Source organism: Blautia massiliensis (ex Durand et al. 2017), from assembly GCF_051861785.1.
Lineage (GTDB): Bacteria > Bacillota > Clostridia > Lachnospirales > Lachnospiraceae > Blautia_A > Blautia_A luti_A.
Window position 1 is genome coordinate 2,397,156 of sequence record NZ_CP146725.1, and the last position, 18,022, is coordinate 2,415,177.

Here is an 18,022-nt window from a genome sequence, read left to right on the forward strand (position 1 = left end):
AATATGAAAAATTATAACCGTATGCCGGAAAACTTTCTCTGGGGCGGAGCAACCGCTGCAAACCAGTATGAAGGCGGTTGGGATGAGGATGGCAGAGGCCCGTCCATTGCAGATGTCCTGACAGGAGGAAGTGTGGATAAGGAACGTCGTCTTACACCGCCGGCACCGTTACCGGAAGAATTTTATCCCAATCACCAGGCGACTGATTTTTATCATCACTGGAAAGAGGATATTGCTCTTTTTGCAGAGATGGGATTTAAGGTATATCGTTTTTCTATTTCTTGGTCCAGAGTGTTCCCAAATGGGGATGAGGAAACTCCAAATGAGGAAGGCCTTAAGTTCTACGACAATGTGATCGATGAGTTGAGAAAATATAACATTGAGCCGCTGATAACGATCTCTCATTATGAGAATCCCCTTCATCTTTCTCTGGAGTATGGCGGATGGAAAAGCCGTAAGATGATCGATTTCTATCTTCGATTTGCAAAGGTTTTATTTGAGAGATATAAAGGTAAGGTAAAATACTGGCTGACTTTTAATGAGATCAATATGCTGACGCAGGACTTTGGTGCGGTATTCTGTGCAGGAATGCTGGACCCGAAGGATGTATGTGAGCAGAGCCGTTATCAGGCAATGCATCACCAGCTGGTAGCAAGTGCACTTGCAGTTTCCATGGCTCATGAGATCGATCCGGAGTTTATGCTTGGCTGTATGCTTGCTTATCACAATGGTTATCCATATACCTGCCATCCGGATGATATCTTATATGCACAGCAGTTTGGGCAGATCCACAATTCCATTGCCGGTGATGTTCATGTAAGAGGATATTATTCGGGATTTGCAGCGAGATACTTTGAGGAGCACGGAATCCAGCTGGAGGTTCTTCAGGAGGATAAAGAGATCCTCAAGAAGGGTACGGTGGACTTTTTCACCATCAGCTATTATTCCAGTAGCTGTGTCAGCGTGACAAAGGACGGAGAGAAAACGGCCGGAAATGGAAGTGACAATCTGAAAAATCCATATCTGAAAGCTTCCGACTGGGGCTGGCAGATCGATGCAACTGGTCTTCGCTATGTTCTGAACCAGATCTATGACCGCTATCAGATTCCGATCATGATCGTGGAAAATGGTCTTGGGGCGGTGGATCAGCTGACAGAGGATGGAAAGATTCACGATGATTACCGTATTGAATATATGCGCCGCCATATAGAGCAGATGAAGGAAGCAATCCATGACGGAGTAGATCTGATCGGCTACACCTGCTGGGGCTGTACAGATCTTGTCAGTGCCTCCACCGGAGAATTCAAGAAGCGTTATGGTCTTATCTATGTAAATAAAAATGATGACGGGACCGGAGACTTTTCCAGAATCCGCAAAGATTCTTTTTACTGGTACAAAAAAGTGATTGAATCCTGCGGGGAAGAGCTTTAACTGAATCAACTGCGAAGCAGTTATCTGGTGTAGACTTATGTAGCGAATGCGGTTGCTTTTATCCGGTTGACGACAAAATCCTGGAGTATGACAATATACTCCGGGATTTTTTTGGAAGGTTGACTTTTACACGGTAAAGTGTAATACTTATTGTAAGTGACGAATGTGAGGAGTGTTTTTTATGCCGGATGAAAAAGTACTGTAGGTAGCGATACTTACATAGGGATGTGCATTTTGTGCCATAGCTGCATTATGTATATTTCTGAGCAGTAATTATTGCTTGTTTTTTACTGCCTGTTTTTGTACGGCGCTTTTTCTTAATAGTAAGAATTAAGATAGTGCGGTCTGGATCAAATTCTTCTTCAATGATTGGCTCAGGCCACCCCTGATCTGCCCAAGTATTAAAAACATTTGGAACACCACTTCCGGCACGTTCACCTATATTGATGAGATTAAACATTTTCATCAATATTTTATTTCGAGGGTCTGATATTCCACCTTTACGCATCTGTTGTTTACCAGTTCGGGAATAACCAGGGTTTTCAAATATTATTTTTTCAGTATTTTTTCTGATAACAATACCACGCACGCCATAAAAATCAGCGTTTATTAAACAATTAGCAATTAAAAGACTGGAAATTTTCTGTAACGTTTTCGAAACCAGGGTCGTCTTATAAGTGAGAAGGGAGGAAAAGAAAGAACCAATGAATATAGAGGAACTTTACCGTACATATTTTGACATTGTATATCGGTATATCCGTTCTATCTCACAGGATGGGTCGCTGGCTGAGGAAGTGACACAGGAGACATTTTTTAAAGCGCTGAAAAAAGCAGATCAGTTCCGCGGTGACTGTGATGTGCGTGTGTGGCTCTGCCAGATCGCAAAGAATACGTTGTACGATCATCTGAAAAAACAGAAGAAGCAACTTCTCGGGGATGAGAAACTGGAAGAAGCAGAAAGCGCTGACGGAGAGCTTCTGGAGGAAAAGCTGGTGCAGCGGAGCCAGGCTATGGAGATCCACAAGGTTCTGCATAGACTTTCGGAACCGTACAAAGAAGTTTTTTCTCTGCGGACCTTCGGAGAGCGGACCTTCCGTGAGATTGGAATGCTTTTTGGAAAAAGTGAAAACTGGGCGAGGGTGACTTATTACCGTGCAAGAGTAAAGATCAGAGAGGAGCTGGAGCAATGAGGATCACATGTGATGTAATACAGGATCTGATGCCATCCTATGTGGACGGCATTTTAAGTGAAGACAGTCAGGCGCTGGTAAAAGAGCATATGGAAGCTTGTAAGGAATGCAGAAAAATGTTGGAGATCATGAAAGAGGAGCAGGGAAAAGAGCAGGCTCAAATGATATCATCTGCAGCCTCCGGAGCACAACGCAGAGCTGGTGAAGCGGAAAATACCGGAAGTGCAGCCGCACTGAAAAAAATCCGGAGAAAATTAATAATACGCAGAGTGCTGACAGCAGCAGTGGCCGTTATCCTGACACTCATCGCTGCGGCAGCAGGCTACGACCACTGGTATTTCAACGAAAAATACATGACCCTGGAAAATAGCGGAATGTACGTAAAAAATAACAGTTTGTATTCTTCCAATAATCTCATCAACCGAATGAAAGTACAGTACACAGAAGATGGAAAAACAGAGTTCGTCTACGCCATTGACGCGCCATATGCAGGAACTCTGGAACTGAAAGGCGATGACATGCTGCTTCAGGATTTTTCCAAAAAGACAGAGGAAGTATCACCGGAAGACGACAGCACCCCGGAAACGGTAACAGAGGTTTATTATATGAGTGAGGAGGCCGGAAAGAAGAGCCTGGAATTAACAGAGCTGGAAGCAAAGGGAGATCTGGATGCAGCGGAGAAAATTGTGGATGAGATGAAACAGAAATCGAAGCTGATATGGTCGGAACAAGAGGATAGAAATACCGCATCGTCTATGTTAAAATAAAACCTGGACAGTACAGTGAAAAAGTTCTATAAAAATTCTGTGCTGTAGGCAAAAAAACAGACAGCAGTGAATTTATGTATTTACTGCCGAAGAACAGGGGGACATAAGATGTTATTTGTATGCTATCCAAAATGCAGTACCTGCAAAAAGGCTCAGAAATGGCTGGATGAGAGTGGCGCAGAATATACGTTGCGTGATATTAAGACGGACAATCCAACTGCAGAGGAACTGAAAGCCTGGTGGGAAAAAAGCGGTCTTCCGCTGAAGCGTTTTTTCAATACCAGTGGAAATATTTATAAAGAGATGAAACTGAAAGATAAACTTCCGGAGATGAGTGAGGAAGAGCAGCTTGCGCTTCTTGCAACAGACGGGATGCTTGTGAAACGACCAATCCTTGTTGGGAAAGACAAGGTGCTGGTGGGCGCTAAAGAAAAAGAATGGGAAGAGTATCTGAAATCATGAAAAAGAAACTGAATTATGCAGATATCGTTAAGGAAACCGTGATCCTCACCGTGGCAGTGGCGATCATTGCAGCGGCGGTATATTTTTTCCTGGTGCCAAGCCATACGTCGGTCAGCAGTATTTCCGGTCTTGGAATCGTGCTTTGCAACTTTGTGCCGCTGCAGCTGTCGGCGATTACCATGATCCTGAATGTGGTATTGCTGATCATCGGATTTTTTACCTGTGGAAGAGAGTTTGGAGTTAAGACGGTTTATACCAGTGTGATGCTGCCGTTGTTTCTGGGACTTTTTGAGATCATTTTTCCGAATTTCGGTTCCATGACAGACAGCCAGGAACTGGATGTTCTGTGTTATATTCTGGTAGTGAGTGTGGGACTTAGCATTCTTTTTAACCGGAATGCATCCTCAGGCGGACTGGATATCGTGGCGAAGATCATGAATAAGTATCTCCACATGGAACTTGGAAAAGCCATGTCTCTTTCCGGTATGTGCGTGGCACTTTCCGCGGCGCTTGTGTATGATAAAAAGACGGTGGTCTTAAGTATTCTGGGAACGTATTTTAACGGAATCGTTCTGGATCATTTTATTTTTGACAATAATATCAAGCGGCGTGTCTGCATCATCACGAAAAAGGAAGAGGAGCTGAGGCAGTTTATCATTCATGACCTGCACAGCGGAGCCACGATCTATGAGGCCATCGGAGCTTATAACATGGAAAAACGCCGTGAGATCATCACCATCGTAGATAAAGGTGAATATCAGAAGCTGATGAAGTTTATAAACCAGGAGGACCCGAAAGCGTTTATCACGGTTTATAATGTATCGAATATGCGGTATCAGCCGAAGAAATAAAAATATTTTGCTGGAATAAAAAAACTCCCGGGACAAAAGGCCCGGGAATTTTTTTGCCATATTTTACAGGAAAATATATTTCAGGATAAACAGCACTGCCAGTACATACATCAGAGCGCTGAGCTTCTTTTCTTTTGCCTTACCTGTGATCAGGTTGATGGCTACGTATGTGATAATTCCCATGGAGATACCTTCGGAAATGCTGTAGAAGAACGGCATTGCGATGATACATACATAACATGGGATCGCCTCGGACATATCGCTGAAATCAATGCTGATAACATTGCTGAGCATGTACAGACCGACGATCACCAGAGCCGGAGCTGTGGCAAAGGACGGGATCGCCAGGAAGATCGGAGACAGGAACAGGGACAGGCCAAATAAGATGGCAGTTGTCACTGCGGTAAGTCCGGTTCTTCCGCCTTCGGATACACCGGAAGCACTTTCTACGAAGGTAGTGGTTGTGGATGTACCGAGAACAGCACCTGCAGTTGTTGCAACAGCATCTGCAAGAAGGGCGCCCTTGATGTTAGGAAGCTTGCCATTTTCATCCAGCATGCCTGCCTTGGAGGATACACCAACGAGAGTTCCGAGAGTATCAAAAAGATCTACAAATAAAAATGCAAACAGGATAACAAGGAAATCCAGTGAGAAGACTCCGTCAAACTGCAGCTTCGCAAAGATCGGAGCAAGACTCGGGATAGAGAGTCCTTTGCTGAAATCCGGGAGCAGGCTGTAGAAGCCGATCTCCGGGTTCGGAACATAAAGTCCGGCGAACTGACAGATAATTCCAAGTCCCCATGTGATCAGGATACCCCAGAGGATGTTTCCCTTTACATTCTTAACAACCAGGATTCCAGTTACGATGATACCGATCAGAGCCAGGATAACGGTGATCCCAACGTTGTTGAAGGAAGCCTCCACACCCTTGGCTGCGTTGTAGCCATCTACAGAGAAAAGCTGCAGCAGAGTGGAGCCGCCGATCACGATATTGGCATTCTGTAATCCTACAAATGCGATGAAAAGACCGATACCAACACTGACAGCGGATTTCAGGTTCAGAGGGATCGCATTGAAGATCGCTTCACGTACATTGGTAAGTGAAAGAACGATAAATACGATACCTTCTGCAAAAACTGCAGTCAGTGCATACTGCCAGCTGTATCCCATACCGATGACAACTGTATAGGCAAAGTATGCGTTCAGACCCATTCCGGGTGCCAGTGCGAACGGGTAGTTGGCGAAGATTGCCATCAGCAGAGTTCCCAGGAAGGCTGCCAGTGAGGTAGCTGTGAATACAGCTCCGGAATCCATGCCGGTTGCGGACAGGATGTTCGGGTTAACTGCCAGGATATAGGCCATTGTCATGAAGGTGGTGATACCTGCCAGAACCTCTGTTTTGGCGTCCGTTTTATTTGCGGACAGCTTGAAGATTTTTTCTAACATATTTCTTTCCCTTTCTTAAATATGTTTTTGGACAACATGTCTATTTTATCATATAAAAATTTCGTATGCAATCGTTAGTGCTCACAGATATGGATATAATAGGTGTTTTTTTGCAAAATAATTTACAGGCAGGCAATTTGTGTGTAAAATACAGGAAAGAGAGTATTTAATTTACAGACGGGTTTATTCTGCAATGAAAGGGGGATGGATAATGTCTGAGAAAAAACTGCGGAATATTACAGATGTGCTCTGCTTTCTGATGATCCTTGGGTACGTGATGTATCTTGTGGCCACCTGGGGAAATCTGCCGGAGAGGGTGCCGATCCATTTTAATGCGCATGGGATCCCGGACCGGTATGGGAAGAAGGGCAGCCTTCTTCTGGAGCCGATTTTGGGGCTGCTGATCCTGGCACTTCTGATGTTCTGTCAGAGATTTCCACAGTGGTGGAATTATCCGGTTGAGGTGACAGAGGAAAACAGAGAGAATATCTTTGAAATCGCGTCAAAAATGATGTCTGTGATCAAGCTGTTATCCATTGGAGTATGTCTTGATGCCGGGATCAGCGGGAATCTGGGAACGGCACCTATGTGGCCGGTGTGGATACTGATCACAGGGATTTTCGTGACATTGATCCTGGGGATCCGGGGGATATATAAGGCTGGTAAAGAAACTGGCATGGATGAGGATGATAAATCGTGAAGCGGTTGCGTTTGTGATCATGCAGAAGAGTGGAAGGGAAATGTTCGATTTATTGTACTGAATATGGATGGAACCAGCGAAAGCGGATCGCGAATATCCGCTTGGTGAAATTATAATAAAAACAGGAAAGGAATCTCAGGAGCATATGACAGATACAAGAACAGATGAGCTTTACAGAGCGCTTCAGGATAAGGGCTATCCCGATGAGCTGTGCCAGTGCTGGCAGATCAGAAGCTCTGCAGCAGTTCCGGGATTTTATGATTTGATTCTTGAATAAGAGGTAGTCAGGATAAAATCACTGTACTTAATACAACGAGATCACAGACTGCCTGTCCACGGTCTCAACATCCAGGGCTGACTGGCAGCAGGAGTTTCTTTCCATGGATTGTAAAATATGAATAAAATCGCGTTTCCAAACCATACTATCATTATTATCAAAAGAAAGGATGATCATAATGATATTAAAGGAAAAAGAACGCACAGTGATCCAGGATCTTCAGACACAGGAAAAAAGCTGCATTGAAAAATACGGAAAATATGCACAGCAGGCCAGGGATCCGGAGCTTAAAAGCTTATTTCAGACTCTTCAGAAAAAAGAGCAGGAGCATTACGATTCCCTGAGCCAGGTGCTTTCCGGTACAGTTCCACAGGTAAACTGTAATGACAGTGACGGCCGTGATTACCAGCCAAAGGCTGCTTACACATCGGTGATGTCCTCAGAGGATAAGGAACACGATGCTTTTCTTGCAACAGACTGTATCGGAACAGAAAAGCTGATTTCCGGAGAATACAACTCGGATGTTTTTGCTTTTGAAGACAGTGGTGTGAGGAAGCTTCTGGCTGATATCCAGGTGGAAGAGCAGAACCATGCGGAGATGCTTTACAAATATAAGACTGTGAACGGAATGTTCTGATATATAAAAAAAGGGAGGATTTCAGTAATGGAATTCTTCTTTTTTTTATTATATAATCAGGAGAACAGCAGGGAGAAATACTTTCCTGCAAAGAGAGGAGAAATAAATATGAAGGGAACCAGCTGCGAATACTGTGCAAACTATACATATGATGAAGAGTGTGACGAATATTACTGTGATGTCAATCTGGATGAGGATGAATATTATCGTTTTGTGAGCAGTGATTACAAGGAATGTCCGTATTATCGTTCCGGAGATGAATATAAGGTGGTACGTCATCAGATGTGATGCAGAGTAACGGAAAAAACAGAACAGAAGAGAATGTGATAAGACAAATGCGGGTTTTCCACGAAAAGGAATGCGAGTTTTGTGAAAATCTGCATTTTGATGTTTTGATATGTGCAAAAGGCTTCAAATTTGTAAAAATTGGCGTGTTTACATTTGAAAAAAATATCTTTATAATAAAAATATTGGTCTGACAGGTGGAGCCTTTATACCATCCAGACGATGATAATGCTACAGGATTTTGTCTGAGACAAAATTTCGGGTAAGCGTCTGACAGACTTATAATAGATTTTTTGATTTGACGGAGGATGTGACAGATTGGATATTATAAAGAAATTCGGGGATATGGTGGGAGAGAAATCCATCAGGGATCCGGAAAAAGCACGAAAACTTCTTCTCACTGGATACCGGCTCCAGGAAAAACGTCTGCAGCTTTTCCCTGACAGGAAGCTTCCGGCTTCGGGACAGTATGTAGCCCGTGTAGTCATGCAGAATATTATCAAAGCCCTTGCAAAACCGGACGATACCGCTCTTGTGAGTATTTTTGTACCGGGAGAGCTTCTGACAGCAGCAGGGATCACTCCGTATTCCGTGGAGGCAATGTCCTGCTTCATCGCCGGAACCAGATGCGAGCAGGCATTTCTGGCACAGACGGAATCAGAGGGCTTTCCGGAAACCATGTGCTCCTATCACAGAGTTTTTCTGGGAGCGTCCATGGCAGGACTGGTACCGAAGCCCAAATGTACCATCTATACAAATCTTGCCTGCGATGGAAACATGATGACGTTTCCTTATCTGAAACAGAAATATCAGATCCCGGGCTTTTATATTGACGTACCCTATGAAAAAAATCAGGATTCCATCAGCTATGTTGCAGATCAGCTCCGCGAGATGAAGAAATTCCTGGAAGATGTCACCGGCAAAAAGATTTCTGAGCAGTCGGTACAGCGTGCAGTTGCCAACAGCAATGAAGCGGCCTCCTATTACAGCCGCCAGCTTGCCCTCAGAAAGGAACACGATCCGGTGACTTCCCTGACAAATGAGCTGTATGCGATCTTTATGTGCCATCTTCTGGCGGGCTCAGAGGAATCCCTGAAATACACAAAAATGCTTCTTGAGGATGTGAAGAAGGCACCAAAGGGGGAAGGCCTTCATATTTTGTGGATGCATATGATGCCGTTTTTGCAGGAGCCGGTAAAGGATGTATTTAATTATAGCCAGAACGTGCATATCCGTGCCTGTGATTTTGTTGCAGACGGTTTTCAGCGGATGCAGGCCTCGGATCCTTATGAGGCTCTTGCGGAAAAAATGGTCAACTGCATTTACAACGGAAGTGTGAAGCAGAGGATCCGGCGTGCCCAGGAGCTGGCGAACCTTACAGAGGCAGACGGCGGGATCCTTTTTGCGCATTGGGGCTGCAAGGGAACCATCGGAGCTTCCAGCCTGATCAAAAATTCTCTGGAAAATGCAGGACTTCCAACCATGGTCCTGGACGGTGACGGCTGCAACCCGGCCAATTCCAGTGACGGCCAGGTATCCACACGACTTCAGGCATATCTGGAAATGCTGTCAGAAGGTAAGGAGGAAAAACGGTCATGATACATTACGTCTGTAAATATACACCGCTGGAGCTGTTTAAGGGCTTTGGCGAGGAATGTGCGGTTCTTGAGGAAATGCCGGAGAATTTTGAGCTTTCGGACCAGATCGCCCATGCCAATCTCTGTGGCTTCGGAAAATCTGTGATCCAGGCAGTGCTGGAGGGAAAGGTAGAGCAGCTTGTTCTTGTTAACTGCTGTGATTCCATGCGCCGTGTGTACGACATTGTGGAAAGTACCGGTAAATGTAAATTTCTGTACATGCTGGACATGCCTCATGAGGATAACGACTGTGAAAAGGTGAAGCTTGCCCAGGGCATCCACCGTCTGAAGAAAGCTTATGAGAAATTTTCGGGGAAAACCTTCGACAGAAGTGGATTTCTGAATGCTTTTTCCCATGAGACTGTGGATAACCAGCCGTATATCGGTGTTCTGGGTGTCCGTGTCAGCGGCATCCTGGAAAAAATGATCCGGGATAATATCCGCATGGATGTGGAAAACCTGACCTGTACAGGTGGAAGACGTCTTGCAGTGATCCGTGAGGAGCTGGAAAAAATGGAAGACGATGCCATGTTCCTGGCTTATGCGGATGCACTTCTTTCCCAGATGCCCTGCTTTCGTATGAACAACAGCACCCGAAGAAACCGGCTGTATCTGGATCCGAACCTGAAGGGGATCATTTATCATACTATTAAATTCTGCGACTATTACGGATTTGAGTATGCAAGCATCAAGCGTGATATCAAGGTTCCGCTTCTGAAGATCGAGACAGATTTTACAAGCCAGAGTGCAGGACAGCTCCTTACCAGAGTGCAGGCTTTTGCGGAGACCCTGGAAGGCTCTGAGGATATGGACCCATCAAAAGGAATCAGCGAGGAGATAAGGAAAAAAATGGAATCAGGAGTTTATTATGTGGCAGGGATCGACAGCGGTTCCACAAGTACGGATGTTGTGATCCTGGATAAAGACGGAAAAATTAAATCGACCATGATCATTCCCACAGGCGGCGGCGCTATGATGAGTGCAGAAAAGAGCCTGGAGATGGCCGTGGAAAAAGCAGGGATCAGGAAAGAAGATATCGTGCGTATCGTTACTACCGGATATGGACGTGCCTATATTGACAGTGGTGATGACAGTATCACAGAGATTACCTGTCACGCAAAGGGAGCTCATTATCTGAATCCGAATGTGCGTACAGTTATCGACATCGGCGGTCAGGATATCAAGGCGATCAGCATTGACGAGAACGGTGCGGTAAAAAATTTCCTGATGAACGATAAATGTGCAGCAGGAACCGGACGATTCCTGGAAATGATGGCCCGTACTCTTGGACTTTCCCTGGAGGAGATGAGTACCCGTGGTCTGGAGTGGAAAGAGAACGTAGTGATCTCAAGCATGTGTACTGTATTTGCAGAGTCCGAGGTAGTTTCCCTGGTTGCCCAGAATAAGGACGTGGCAGATATCATCCATGGTCTGAATGTATCTGTTGCTTCCAAGGTAGGAGCTCTTGCAGCCCGCCTTGGCAAAAAGAATCCGGGGGAATACATGATGACCGGTGGTGTTGCCAGAAATAAAGGTATCATCCAGGCACTGGAGGAGAAGCTGGGGGCGAAGCTTTATATCTGTGATGAAGCACAGCTTTGTGGTGCGCTTGGTGCGGCACTGTTTGCTTATGAGAAGTGTAATGCGGCACTGTAGCCAGAAGTGTGGAAATTTTTGAAAAATCCTTATATTTCCTGAGAAAAGAAATGACATAAGCCTGATGGAATGATAAAATGATAGACGGAATGGTAGTTTTCTGAATGATAATTCTATCACAGGAGGATTTTTACAATGAAAAAAGCGCAGATCATCGTGGACAAATATTTCCTCACCGGAAAAACAGACAAAAGGATCTATGGTTCCTTTATAGAACATCTCGGACGTGCGGTTTATGAGGGGATTTATCAGGAAGGCAGCCCTCTTTCTGATGAGCAGGGATTCCGGAAGGATACTCTGGAGCTGGTAAGGGAGCTTCAGGTACCGATCGTTCGTTATCCGGGTGGAAATTTTGTATCCGGATTCCGCTGGGAGGACAGCGTCGGACCGAAAGCTCAGCGTCCGTCCAGACCGGAGCTGGCCTGGGGTGTCATCGAGACAAACCAGTTTGGACTCAATGAGTTTGTGGACTGGTCCAGAAAAGCTGACAGCGATGTGATGATGGCAGTAAACCTGGGAACAAGAGGACCGGAGGATGCGAAAAATCTTCTGGAATACTGTAACTTTAAGGGTGGTACCTATTACAGTGATCTCCGTAAGGCTCACGGCTATGAACAGCCGCATGATATCAAATTATGGTGTCTCGGAAACGAGATGGATGGTCCGTGGCAGATGGGACATAAAACCGCGGCAGAGTACGGAAGAGTTGCAGCAGAGACTGCCCGCCTGATGAAATTTATGGATCCGGAGGTTGAGACTGTTGCATGCGGAAGCTCCAATCTGGAAATGCCTACCTTTGGCTCCTGGGAGTATACGGTTCTTGACGAGGCTTACGATCAGGTGGATTATCTTTCCCTGCATCAGTACTATGGAAATGCAGCGGGAGACACTGCCGATTTTCTGGCAAGCTCCAAGGGCATGGATGATTTTATCTCAGGAGTGGTTTCCATCTGCGATGCTGTAAAAGCAAAGAAGCATGGAAAAAAACAGATCAATCTTTCCTTCGATGAGTGGAACGTATGGTACCACAGTAATGAACAGGATAAGAAGCTGGAAAAATGGGTACAGGCGCCCCATCAGCTGGAGGATGTTTATAACTTTGAGGATGCACTTCTTGTGGGAAGTATGCTGATCACACTTCTCCGTCATGCAGATCGTGTAAAGATCGCCTGCATGGCACAGCTGGTAAATGTTATTGCGCCGATCATGACATCCGATACAGGCGCATGGCGTCAGACGATCTTTTATCCGTATATGCTGACAAGTGTGTTTGGAAGAGGAACCGTCCTTAATACACAGGTTCTCACACCTATATATGAAAGCAAGACTTATGGAGAAGCTCCATATCTGGATTCTGTGTGCGTCTGGGATGAGGAAAAGGATACGCTGACGATCTTTGCAGTGAATAAAAGTATGGATGAGGATATGGAAGTTTCCTGTGACTTAAGACAGTTTGAGGGATATAAGATTGTAGAGCATATCGTGCTGAATAACGATAATCTTCAGGCAGTCAATACAGAGACGCAGCCCGAGAATGTAGTTCCTGTAAAAGCCAGTGCAGAATGCTCAAAGCTGGACGGCGGAAAACTGGAAGCAGTTTTTGCAAAACACAGCTGGAATATGATCCGTCTTGCGAAATAAGGGTCGGTGAAGTATAGTAAAAGCAGTTACAGAAAATGTAAATCATGCAAGAAAGTCTCCGGTGTTACTGAGAACGGAGTGAACAGAAAGTCTCCGGCGGGAGTGCAAAGAGCAATAAGCAGTGGAGGTTTGACAACGGGATAGGTGTGTGCTATATTGAAAAACAGAAAAGAAAAGAGCCAGCGGGAGCTTGTGTGACAGGCTGAGAGGAAGATAGATCTTCGACCGTACCTGATTTGGGTAATGCCAACGGAGGGATTGTGATCTGAGAGCGTGTCTCCGTGGAGTTTGCCATGGGATGCGCTCTTTTTTAATGCAGCAATGAAACTGGAATGGTCTGACAATGTGGGGATGTGAAAGTGACAGAGACTGCATGTGGAGCTTCTGCGAAAGAGCGGGCAGGAAGGGGAGCGCCTTAATGTCTGGCAGGAGAGTGATATTCCGGAGGATTTTTCCGGAAGTATCATGTAAGCGATGGGAATCCGTGTTTTCGGAGTGAGAGGAAGTAAGGGAACTTCGACCGCCAAAATCTAAGGGCAGACTGCAGCAGACGGGAAGCTTTTGCCCGGATCTGACAGGGCTCTGCCTGATATTTCAGGGAGGAAAAACACTATGGAAAAACAAAGGATGCACACGCTTCGTATGGTAATGCTGGCAATGATGGTTGCGATCGGTGTCGTTATTTCACCGATCCTGAGGATTGAGGGAATGTGCCCTACGGCGCATCTTGTCAATATCGTATGCTCGGTTCTGATGGGACCGTGGTATTCCCTTCTCTGTGCGACCATGATCGGCGTGATCCGTATGATGTTCATGGGAATCCCGCCACTTGCACTGACCGGTGCAGTATTTGGCGCATTTCTTTCAGGTGTGTTCTACAGACTTTCCAAAGGCAAGATCATCTGCGCGGTGATCGGTGAGATCTTTGGAACAGGTATCATCGGATCCATGGTTTCTTATCCGGTGATGGCATTCCTGATGGGAAGAGGCGGACTGACAGCATTTTATTATACGCCGATGTTCCTTGCAGCAACCACAATGGGAGGATGTGTTGCCTATATTTTCCTGAAGGCTCTGAGTAAAGCAGGTCTTCTGGTGAAATTCCAGGCAGCTTTGGGTTCAAAAACATATGAGACAAAGAATTTTACAACTGCGAAAGCGAATTAAAGAAGAAAAGCCGCTGATCCATTGCATCACCAATCCGATTTCGATCCATGACTGTGCCAACGTGATCCTTGCAGTGGGTGCAAGGCCGATCATGGCGGAGCATCCGGCAGAGGTGGCAGATATTACGGCATCGGCTGGTGCGCTGATGCTGAATCTCGGGAATATTACCGATGCCAGGATCGAGTCAATGAAGCGTTCTATGAGAACCGCGATGGAAAATAAGATTCCGGTTCTTCTGGACCTGGTAGGGGTTGCCTGCAGTGATCTCAGGCTGGATCTGGCACGGGAGCTTTTAAGGATCGGTCATCCGGCAGTGCTGAAGGGAAATATGTCAGAGCTTCTGGCTGTTTCCGGGCTGCCGTCTCATGCGATCGGAATCGATGCGGGTGTCGAGGATGCTCTGACTGAGGAAAATATTGATGGAGTCAGTGAAGTGCTTAAGGCTTTTTCCAGAAATAATCAGGCAATCGTGCTGGCTACCGGGAAACAGGATTTTGTTACCGATGGTGAACGGGTTGTTCTGGTACAAAATGGCAGTGCGGCGCTGTCCGGGATCACAGGAACCGGCTGTATGGTCGGTGCACTGACTGCGGCGTTTTTGCCGGGGTGCGAAGATAATATTGCGAAAGAGATGACGGATAGTATAGAGGCAGGTGTCTGGTCTGGCGTTGAGATGGAATTAAATGGGAGATCCGGGAATTATCTGGCTGCGGCAGTGCTTGGTACTGCACTTATGGGTATCGCCGGCGAGGAAGCGGAGAAGATTTCCCGCGGTCCGGGAAGCTTTCAGGTAAATCTGCTGGATGAGATCTATGGGGTTTCGGATCGACAGCTGCTGGATCTGTTGAAGATTGAAATATACTGAAAAAGAGGGGATTAGGATGGATAGAAAAGATTTGGATGTAACGTTGTATCTGGTGACGGATAGTTCTTATCATACGGAGGAGTCTTTGCTCCGTACGGTTGAGGAGGCCTGTAAGGGTGGTGTGACTCTGGTCCAGCTTCGCGAGAAGAATAAGGGTGGACGGGAGTATCTGGATAAGGCTTTTAAGGTGAAGGAGATCACAGATCGTTACAATGTGCCGCTGATCATTGATGATCGTGTGGATGTGGCGCTGGCTTGTGATGCGGCTGGTGTGCATGTTGGAGCTTCTGATATTCCGGTTGCTGTGGCAAGGAAGCTGATGGGACCGGATAAGATCGTGGGGGCTACTGCCAAGACGGTGGAGGCTGCTGTGAAGGCTTATGAGGCTGGTGCGGATTATCTTGGTGTGGGGGCGATTTATCCTACCACTACTAAGGTTGTGACGATCCTTACCAAGGTTTCTACGTTGAAGGATATCTGTGAGGCGGTTCCGATTCCGGCGGTTGCGATCGGGGGATTGAATGCCGGGAATATGGATGTGCTTGAGGGCGCCGGTATGAGTGGTATGGCGGTTGTTTCTGCGATCATGAAGGCGGAGGATCCGAGGAAGAATGCGCAGGAGCTGAAGCAGAAGATTGTTGCTTTGATGGGAAAGTGATTTAGGGAATGCGTGAAGAACAGTGGTGGATTATTCCACCGGCAGATCTCTGTGTTCTACGCTGGTGGAGAATACGATCTGTGTTTTGGTGCGGCCGAACTGCTGGAGTTCGTTGATGAAGTGGTCCAGTTCCATGGTGGAGCGGAAGGCTACTTCGATGAGCATGGAGTAATCGCCGGTGACGCAGTTGCATTCGATGACGTTTGGGATGGACTGGATGAAGGGATAGAAGTCTTTTTTCTGGTTGGGTTCTACTTCCAGGTTGATGAATGCTTTTATATGATAACCGAGAAATACCGGGTTGATCTGGGCGTGGTAGCCTGTGATCAGCCCGTTTTTTTCGAGGTGTTCGATCCTGGCGGAAACAGCGGGGGAGGAGAGGAAGACTTCCTTTGCGATTTCCTTTACCGGGGTGCGGGCGTTTTTCTGAAGCATTTCGATGATCTTTCGGTCGATGTTGTCGAGTTTGTGTTCCATGTGGAATGTCTCCTTTCGATGAAAAAATGTCATTTGTAACTGGTACAGAGCTGCGTAGGGAAGTGGATTGAAAATAGGTATTTCTGTATTGATTATACTGCGTGTGTTATCCCAACACAAGAAACGACTTAATAAAAATAAGAAAAATAAAAGAAACTCTTAAAAAGATTAATATAAACTATTGAAAAACACGGATAATCATGGTTTTCCCTTAAAAGTATTTACAAGCCACAAAGAAAGTGTTAGTTTCTTAGGCATCAGAAAACAGCTGCTGATAAAAATGAAAATAACAAAATGATTTGAAAACAGCGAATATCTGGCGAATGAAAAAGATGAGATCAGACAGCGGAGCAAATCAGATGTGCACAGGATCAGAAGAAAGAAGAGGGATGACAAAATGACAACAGAAACAAGACTGGAAGCAGATTCGATCGGAACTATGGAAGTGCCTGCAGAGGCTTATTACGGAGTTCAGGCTTTAAGGGCAAAACAGAATTTTCCTATTACAGGTACAAAGCTTCATCCGGTATTTATCAGGAACCTGGCACAGATTAAAAAAGCAGCAGCTATCACTAATAATAATGCAGGGCTTCTTCCGGAGGATAAGGCAGATGCCATTGTCAGAGCCTGTGATGAAGTGATCGCAGGAAAATTGGCTGAGGAATTTATCGTAGATGCCATTCAGGGTGGTGCCGGAACCAGCGCAAATATGAATATGAATGAGGTGATCGCAAACAGAGCCGGTGAGATCCTCGGATGTCCGAAGGGTAGCTATAAAATGGTCCATCCAAATGATCACGTAAACATGGCGCAGTCCACCAATGATGTGATCCCGACGGCCGGTAAGCTTACCGTTCTGGATCTTCTTGCACCTCTGGAAAAAGCACTGGTAAGACTTGAGAAGGAGCTTGCAAAAAAGGCAGAGGAGTTCGATGATGTGATCACTATGGGACGTACACAGCTTCAGGATGCAGTTCCGATCCGCCTTGGTCAGGTGTTCCACGGTTATGCGTCCATGGTTTCCAGAGACAGGAAACGTATCGAAAAGGCTCACAGGGAAATGTACACCGTAAACCTTGGAGGAACTGCAGTGGGAACTGCTATCAACGTTTCCGATTCTTATTTTTATAAGATCGTGCCAAATCTGGAAAAGCTTACAGGTTATCCGCTGAAACAGGCCGAGGACCTTTTTGACGCAACAGAAAATCTGGACGGCTTTGTTGCCGTATCCGGTGTAGTAAAAACCTGTGCGGTGGATCTTTCCAAGATGTGCAACGATCTTCGACTGATGTCTTCCGGCCCGAAAACCGGATTTGGGGAGATCAATCTTCCAGCAAAGCAGAATGGGTCTTCCATCATGCCAGGTAAGGTAAATCCGGTCATTCCGGAGGTAGTAAGCCAGGTTGCTTTCCACATCGTAGGACATGATACCACCATTACCATGGCGGCAGAAGCCGGACAGCTGGAGTTAAATGCTTTTGAGCCGGTTGTATTTTGTAATCTTTTTGAATCCATTACGACTCTGGAAAAAGCAGTGGATACATTGAGCGTAAACTGCATCACAGGAATCACCGCAAACCGCAAACACTGCAAAGACCTGATGGAAAGCAGTGCAGGAATCGCAACGGCTCTTTGCCCGCATATTGGCTACAAGGCGTCTGCAACCATCGCAAAAACTGCAGTAAAAACCGGCAAGTCTGTCCGGGAACTTGTTCTGGAACAAGGGATCATGACTGAGAAAGAGCTGGAAGAGGTTCTTGATCCGTATCTGATGACAGAAGTCGGAGAAGAGCGGAAAGAGGATGAAGCAAGAAGAAAAGCCTGCTGAGAACGGAGTGAACAGTAACAGCGACAGGAATAAGATATCAATGAATA

The 18,022-nt window shown here is 45.9% G+C and carries 19 protein-coding genes and 1 riboswitch; of the genes, 16 read left to right on the plus strand and 3 right to left on the minus strand.

What is annotated here, in order from left to right; translation table 11 throughout:
* Nucleotides 1-3: 3 nt before the first annotated feature.
* Nucleotides 4-1,431, plus strand: a complete 1,428-nt coding sequence (locus V9W66_RS11435; RefSeq protein WP_144094216.1) for a glycoside hydrolase family 1 protein — start codon at nt 4-6, stop codon at nt 1,429-1,431.
* 250 nt (nt 1,432-1,681) lie between these two features.
* On the opposite strand, the gene V9W66_RS11440 is transcribed toward V9W66_RS11435, so the two are convergent.
* Nucleotides 1,682-2,020, minus strand: coding sequence for an ATP-binding protein (locus V9W66_RS11440; protein ID WP_243121740.1), 339 nt, complete (start codon nt 2,018-2,020; stop codon nt 1,682-1,684).
* Between the two features lie 115 nt (nt 2,021-2,135).
* Between V9W66_RS11440 and V9W66_RS11445 the strand changes: the two genes are divergently transcribed.
* The 4 genes from V9W66_RS11445 to V9W66_RS11460 all read left to right on the plus strand — a co-directional run bounded on the left by V9W66_RS11445 (nt 2,136) and on the right by V9W66_RS11460 (nt 4,701).
* Nucleotides 2,136-2,621, plus strand: a complete 486-nt coding sequence (locus V9W66_RS11445) for an RNA polymerase sigma factor (RefSeq protein WP_144094214.1) — start codon at nt 2,136-2,138, stop codon at nt 2,619-2,621.
* Nucleotides 2,618-3,388 (plus strand): zf-HC2 domain-containing protein, encoded by a 771-nt coding sequence (locus V9W66_RS11450; RefSeq protein ID WP_144094213.1) that lies wholly within the window; start codon nt 2,618-2,620, stop codon nt 3,386-3,388. The genes V9W66_RS11445 and V9W66_RS11450 overlap by 4 nt, the downstream gene beginning before the upstream one ends.
* A gap of 108 nt (nt 3,389-3,496) precedes the next feature.
* Nucleotides 3,497-3,850 (plus strand): arsenate reductase family protein, encoded by a 354-nt coding sequence (locus V9W66_RS11455; RefSeq protein WP_015526336.1) that lies wholly within the window; start codon nt 3,497-3,499, stop codon nt 3,848-3,850.
* Nucleotides 3,847-4,701 (plus strand): YitT family protein, encoded by an 855-nt coding sequence (locus V9W66_RS11460; protein ID WP_144094212.1) that lies wholly within the window; start codon nt 3,847-3,849, stop codon nt 4,699-4,701. The genes V9W66_RS11455 and V9W66_RS11460 overlap by 4 nt, the downstream gene beginning before the upstream one ends.
* 63 nt (nt 4,702-4,764) lie before the next feature.
* On the opposite strand, the gene V9W66_RS11465 is transcribed toward V9W66_RS11460, so the two are convergent.
* Nucleotides 4,765-6,147, minus strand: coding sequence for an NCS2 family permease (locus tag V9W66_RS11465; RefSeq protein WP_144094211.1), 1,383 nt, complete (start codon nt 6,145-6,147; stop codon nt 4,765-4,767).
* A 211-nt stretch (nt 6,148-6,358) separates the two neighbouring features.
* Between V9W66_RS11465 and V9W66_RS11470 the strand changes: the two genes are divergently transcribed.
* From V9W66_RS11470 to thiE, 10 genes are all read left to right on the plus strand, one after another.
* The gene (locus tag V9W66_RS11470) at nt 6,359-6,847 is read left to right on the plus strand and encodes a DUF1648 domain-containing protein (protein ID WP_186290071.1); all 489 of its coding nucleotides are present in this window, start codon (nt 6,359-6,361) and stop codon (nt 6,845-6,847) included.
* A 145-nt stretch (nt 6,848-6,992) separates the two neighbouring features.
* Nucleotides 6,993-7,124, plus strand: a complete 132-nt coding sequence (locus V9W66_RS11475) for a hypothetical protein (RefSeq protein ID WP_279231431.1) — start codon at nt 6,993-6,995, stop codon at nt 7,122-7,124.
* A gap of 178 nt (nt 7,125-7,302) precedes the next feature.
* Nucleotides 7,303-7,761 (plus strand): ferritin-like domain-containing protein, encoded by a 459-nt coding sequence (locus V9W66_RS11480; protein WP_044961927.1) that lies wholly within the window; start codon nt 7,303-7,305, stop codon nt 7,759-7,761.
* A gap of 108 nt (nt 7,762-7,869) precedes the next feature.
* Nucleotides 7,870-8,049 (plus strand): DUF6472 family protein, encoded by a 180-nt coding sequence (locus V9W66_RS11485; protein ID WP_015526328.1) that lies wholly within the window; start codon nt 7,870-7,872, stop codon nt 8,047-8,049.
* A gap of 315 nt (nt 8,050-8,364) precedes the next feature.
* Entirely contained in the window at nt 8,365-9,645 is a 1,281-nt protein-coding gene (locus V9W66_RS11490) for a 2-hydroxyacyl-CoA dehydratase subunit D (protein WP_144094208.1), read from the plus strand.
* Complete coding sequence (locus tag V9W66_RS11495; RefSeq protein WP_144094207.1) at nt 9,642-11,339, plus strand: acyl-CoA dehydratase activase; 1,698 nt, start codon at nt 9,642-9,644, stop codon at nt 11,337-11,339. Before V9W66_RS11490 ends, V9W66_RS11495 begins: the two co-directional genes overlap by 4 nt.
* A 135-nt stretch (nt 11,340-11,474) precedes the next feature.
* Entirely contained in the window at nt 11,475-12,980 is a 1,506-nt protein-coding gene (arfA, locus tag V9W66_RS11500; RefSeq protein ID WP_144094206.1) for an arabinosylfuranosidase ArfA, read from the plus strand.
* 172 nt (nt 12,981-13,152) lie between these two features.
* A riboswitch (TPP riboswitch) is annotated at nt 13,153-13,255 on the plus strand.
* Nucleotides 13,256-13,592: 337 nt separating this feature from the next.
* Nucleotides 13,593-14,147, plus strand: coding sequence for an energy coupling factor transporter S component ThiW (thiW, locus tag V9W66_RS11505; protein ID WP_015526323.1), 555 nt, complete (start codon nt 13,593-13,595; stop codon nt 14,145-14,147).
* Nucleotides 14,110-15,012 (plus strand): hydroxyethylthiazole kinase, encoded by a 903-nt coding sequence (locus tag V9W66_RS11510; protein WP_144094205.1) that lies wholly within the window; start codon nt 14,110-14,112, stop codon nt 15,010-15,012. Before thiW ends, V9W66_RS11510 begins: the two co-directional genes overlap by 38 nt.
* Before the next feature lie 16 nt (nt 15,013-15,028).
* Nucleotides 15,029-15,670 (plus strand): thiamine phosphate synthase, encoded by a 642-nt coding sequence (gene thiE / locus V9W66_RS11515; protein WP_144094204.1) that lies wholly within the window; start codon nt 15,029-15,031, stop codon nt 15,668-15,670.
* 30 nt (nt 15,671-15,700) lie between these two features.
* Here thiE and V9W66_RS11520 read toward each other — a convergent pair whose 3' ends face one another.
* Complete coding sequence (locus V9W66_RS11520; protein ID WP_021652217.1) at nt 15,701-16,147, minus strand: Lrp/AsnC family transcriptional regulator; 447 nt, start codon at nt 16,145-16,147, stop codon at nt 15,701-15,703.
* A gap of 397 nt (nt 16,148-16,544) precedes the next feature.
* Between V9W66_RS11520 and V9W66_RS11525 the strand changes: the two genes are divergently transcribed.
* Entirely contained in the window at nt 16,545-17,975 is a 1,431-nt protein-coding gene (locus V9W66_RS11525; protein ID WP_110103606.1) for an aspartate ammonia-lyase, read from the plus strand.
* Nucleotides 17,976-18,022 lie beyond the last annotated feature (47 nt).

Excerpts from the sequence above, each read along its gene's own strand:
- V9W66_RS11435 (WP_144094216.1), top strand. The coding sequence starts at position 4 with ATGAAAAATTATAACCGTATGCCGGAAAACTTTCTCTGGGGCGGAGCA.
- V9W66_RS11445 (WP_144094214.1), top strand. The coding sequence starts at position 2,136 with ATGAATATAGAGGAACTTTACCGTACATATTTTGACATTGTATATCGG.
- V9W66_RS11450 (WP_144094213.1), top strand. The coding sequence starts at position 2,618 with ATGAGGATCACATGTGATGTAATACAGGATCTGATGCCATCCTATGTG.
- V9W66_RS11455 (WP_015526336.1), top strand. The coding sequence starts at position 3,497 with ATGTTATTTGTATGCTATCCAAAATGCAGTACCTGCAAAAAGGCTCAG.
- V9W66_RS11460 (WP_144094212.1), top strand. The coding sequence starts at position 3,847 with ATGAAAAAGAAACTGAATTATGCAGATATCGTTAAGGAAACCGTGATC.
- V9W66_RS11465 (WP_144094211.1), bottom strand. The coding sequence starts at position 6,147 with ATGTTAGAAAAAATCTTCAAGCTGTCCGCAAATAAAACGGACGCCAAA.
- V9W66_RS11470 (WP_186290071.1), top strand. The coding sequence starts at position 6,359 with ATGTCTGAGAAAAAACTGCGGAATATTACAGATGTGCTCTGCTTTCTG.
- V9W66_RS11475 (WP_279231431.1), top strand. The coding sequence starts at position 6,993 with ATGACAGATACAAGAACAGATGAGCTTTACAGAGCGCTTCAGGATAAG.
- V9W66_RS11480 (WP_044961927.1), top strand. The coding sequence starts at position 7,303 with ATGATATTAAAGGAAAAAGAACGCACAGTGATCCAGGATCTTCAGACA.
- V9W66_RS11485 (WP_015526328.1), top strand. The coding sequence starts at position 7,870 with ATGAAGGGAACCAGCTGCGAATACTGTGCAAACTATACATATGATGAA.
- V9W66_RS11495 (WP_144094207.1), top strand. The coding sequence starts at position 9,642 with ATGATACATTACGTCTGTAAATATACACCGCTGGAGCTGTTTAAGGGC.
- arfA (WP_144094206.1), top strand. The coding sequence starts at position 11,475 with ATGAAAAAAGCGCAGATCATCGTGGACAAATATTTCCTCACCGGAAAA.
- thiW (WP_015526323.1), top strand. The coding sequence starts at position 13,593 with ATGGAAAAACAAAGGATGCACACGCTTCGTATGGTAATGCTGGCAATG.
- V9W66_RS11510 (WP_144094205.1), top strand. The coding sequence starts at position 14,110 with ATGAGACAAAGAATTTTACAACTGCGAAAGCGAATTAAAGAAGAAAAG.
- thiE (WP_144094204.1), top strand. The coding sequence starts at position 15,029 with ATGGATAGAAAAGATTTGGATGTAACGTTGTATCTGGTGACGGATAGT.
- V9W66_RS11520 (WP_021652217.1), bottom strand. The coding sequence starts at position 16,147 with ATGGAACACAAACTCGACAACATCGACCGAAAGATCATCGAAATGCTT.
- V9W66_RS11525 (WP_110103606.1), top strand. The coding sequence starts at position 16,545 with ATGACAACAGAAACAAGACTGGAAGCAGATTCGATCGGAACTATGGAA.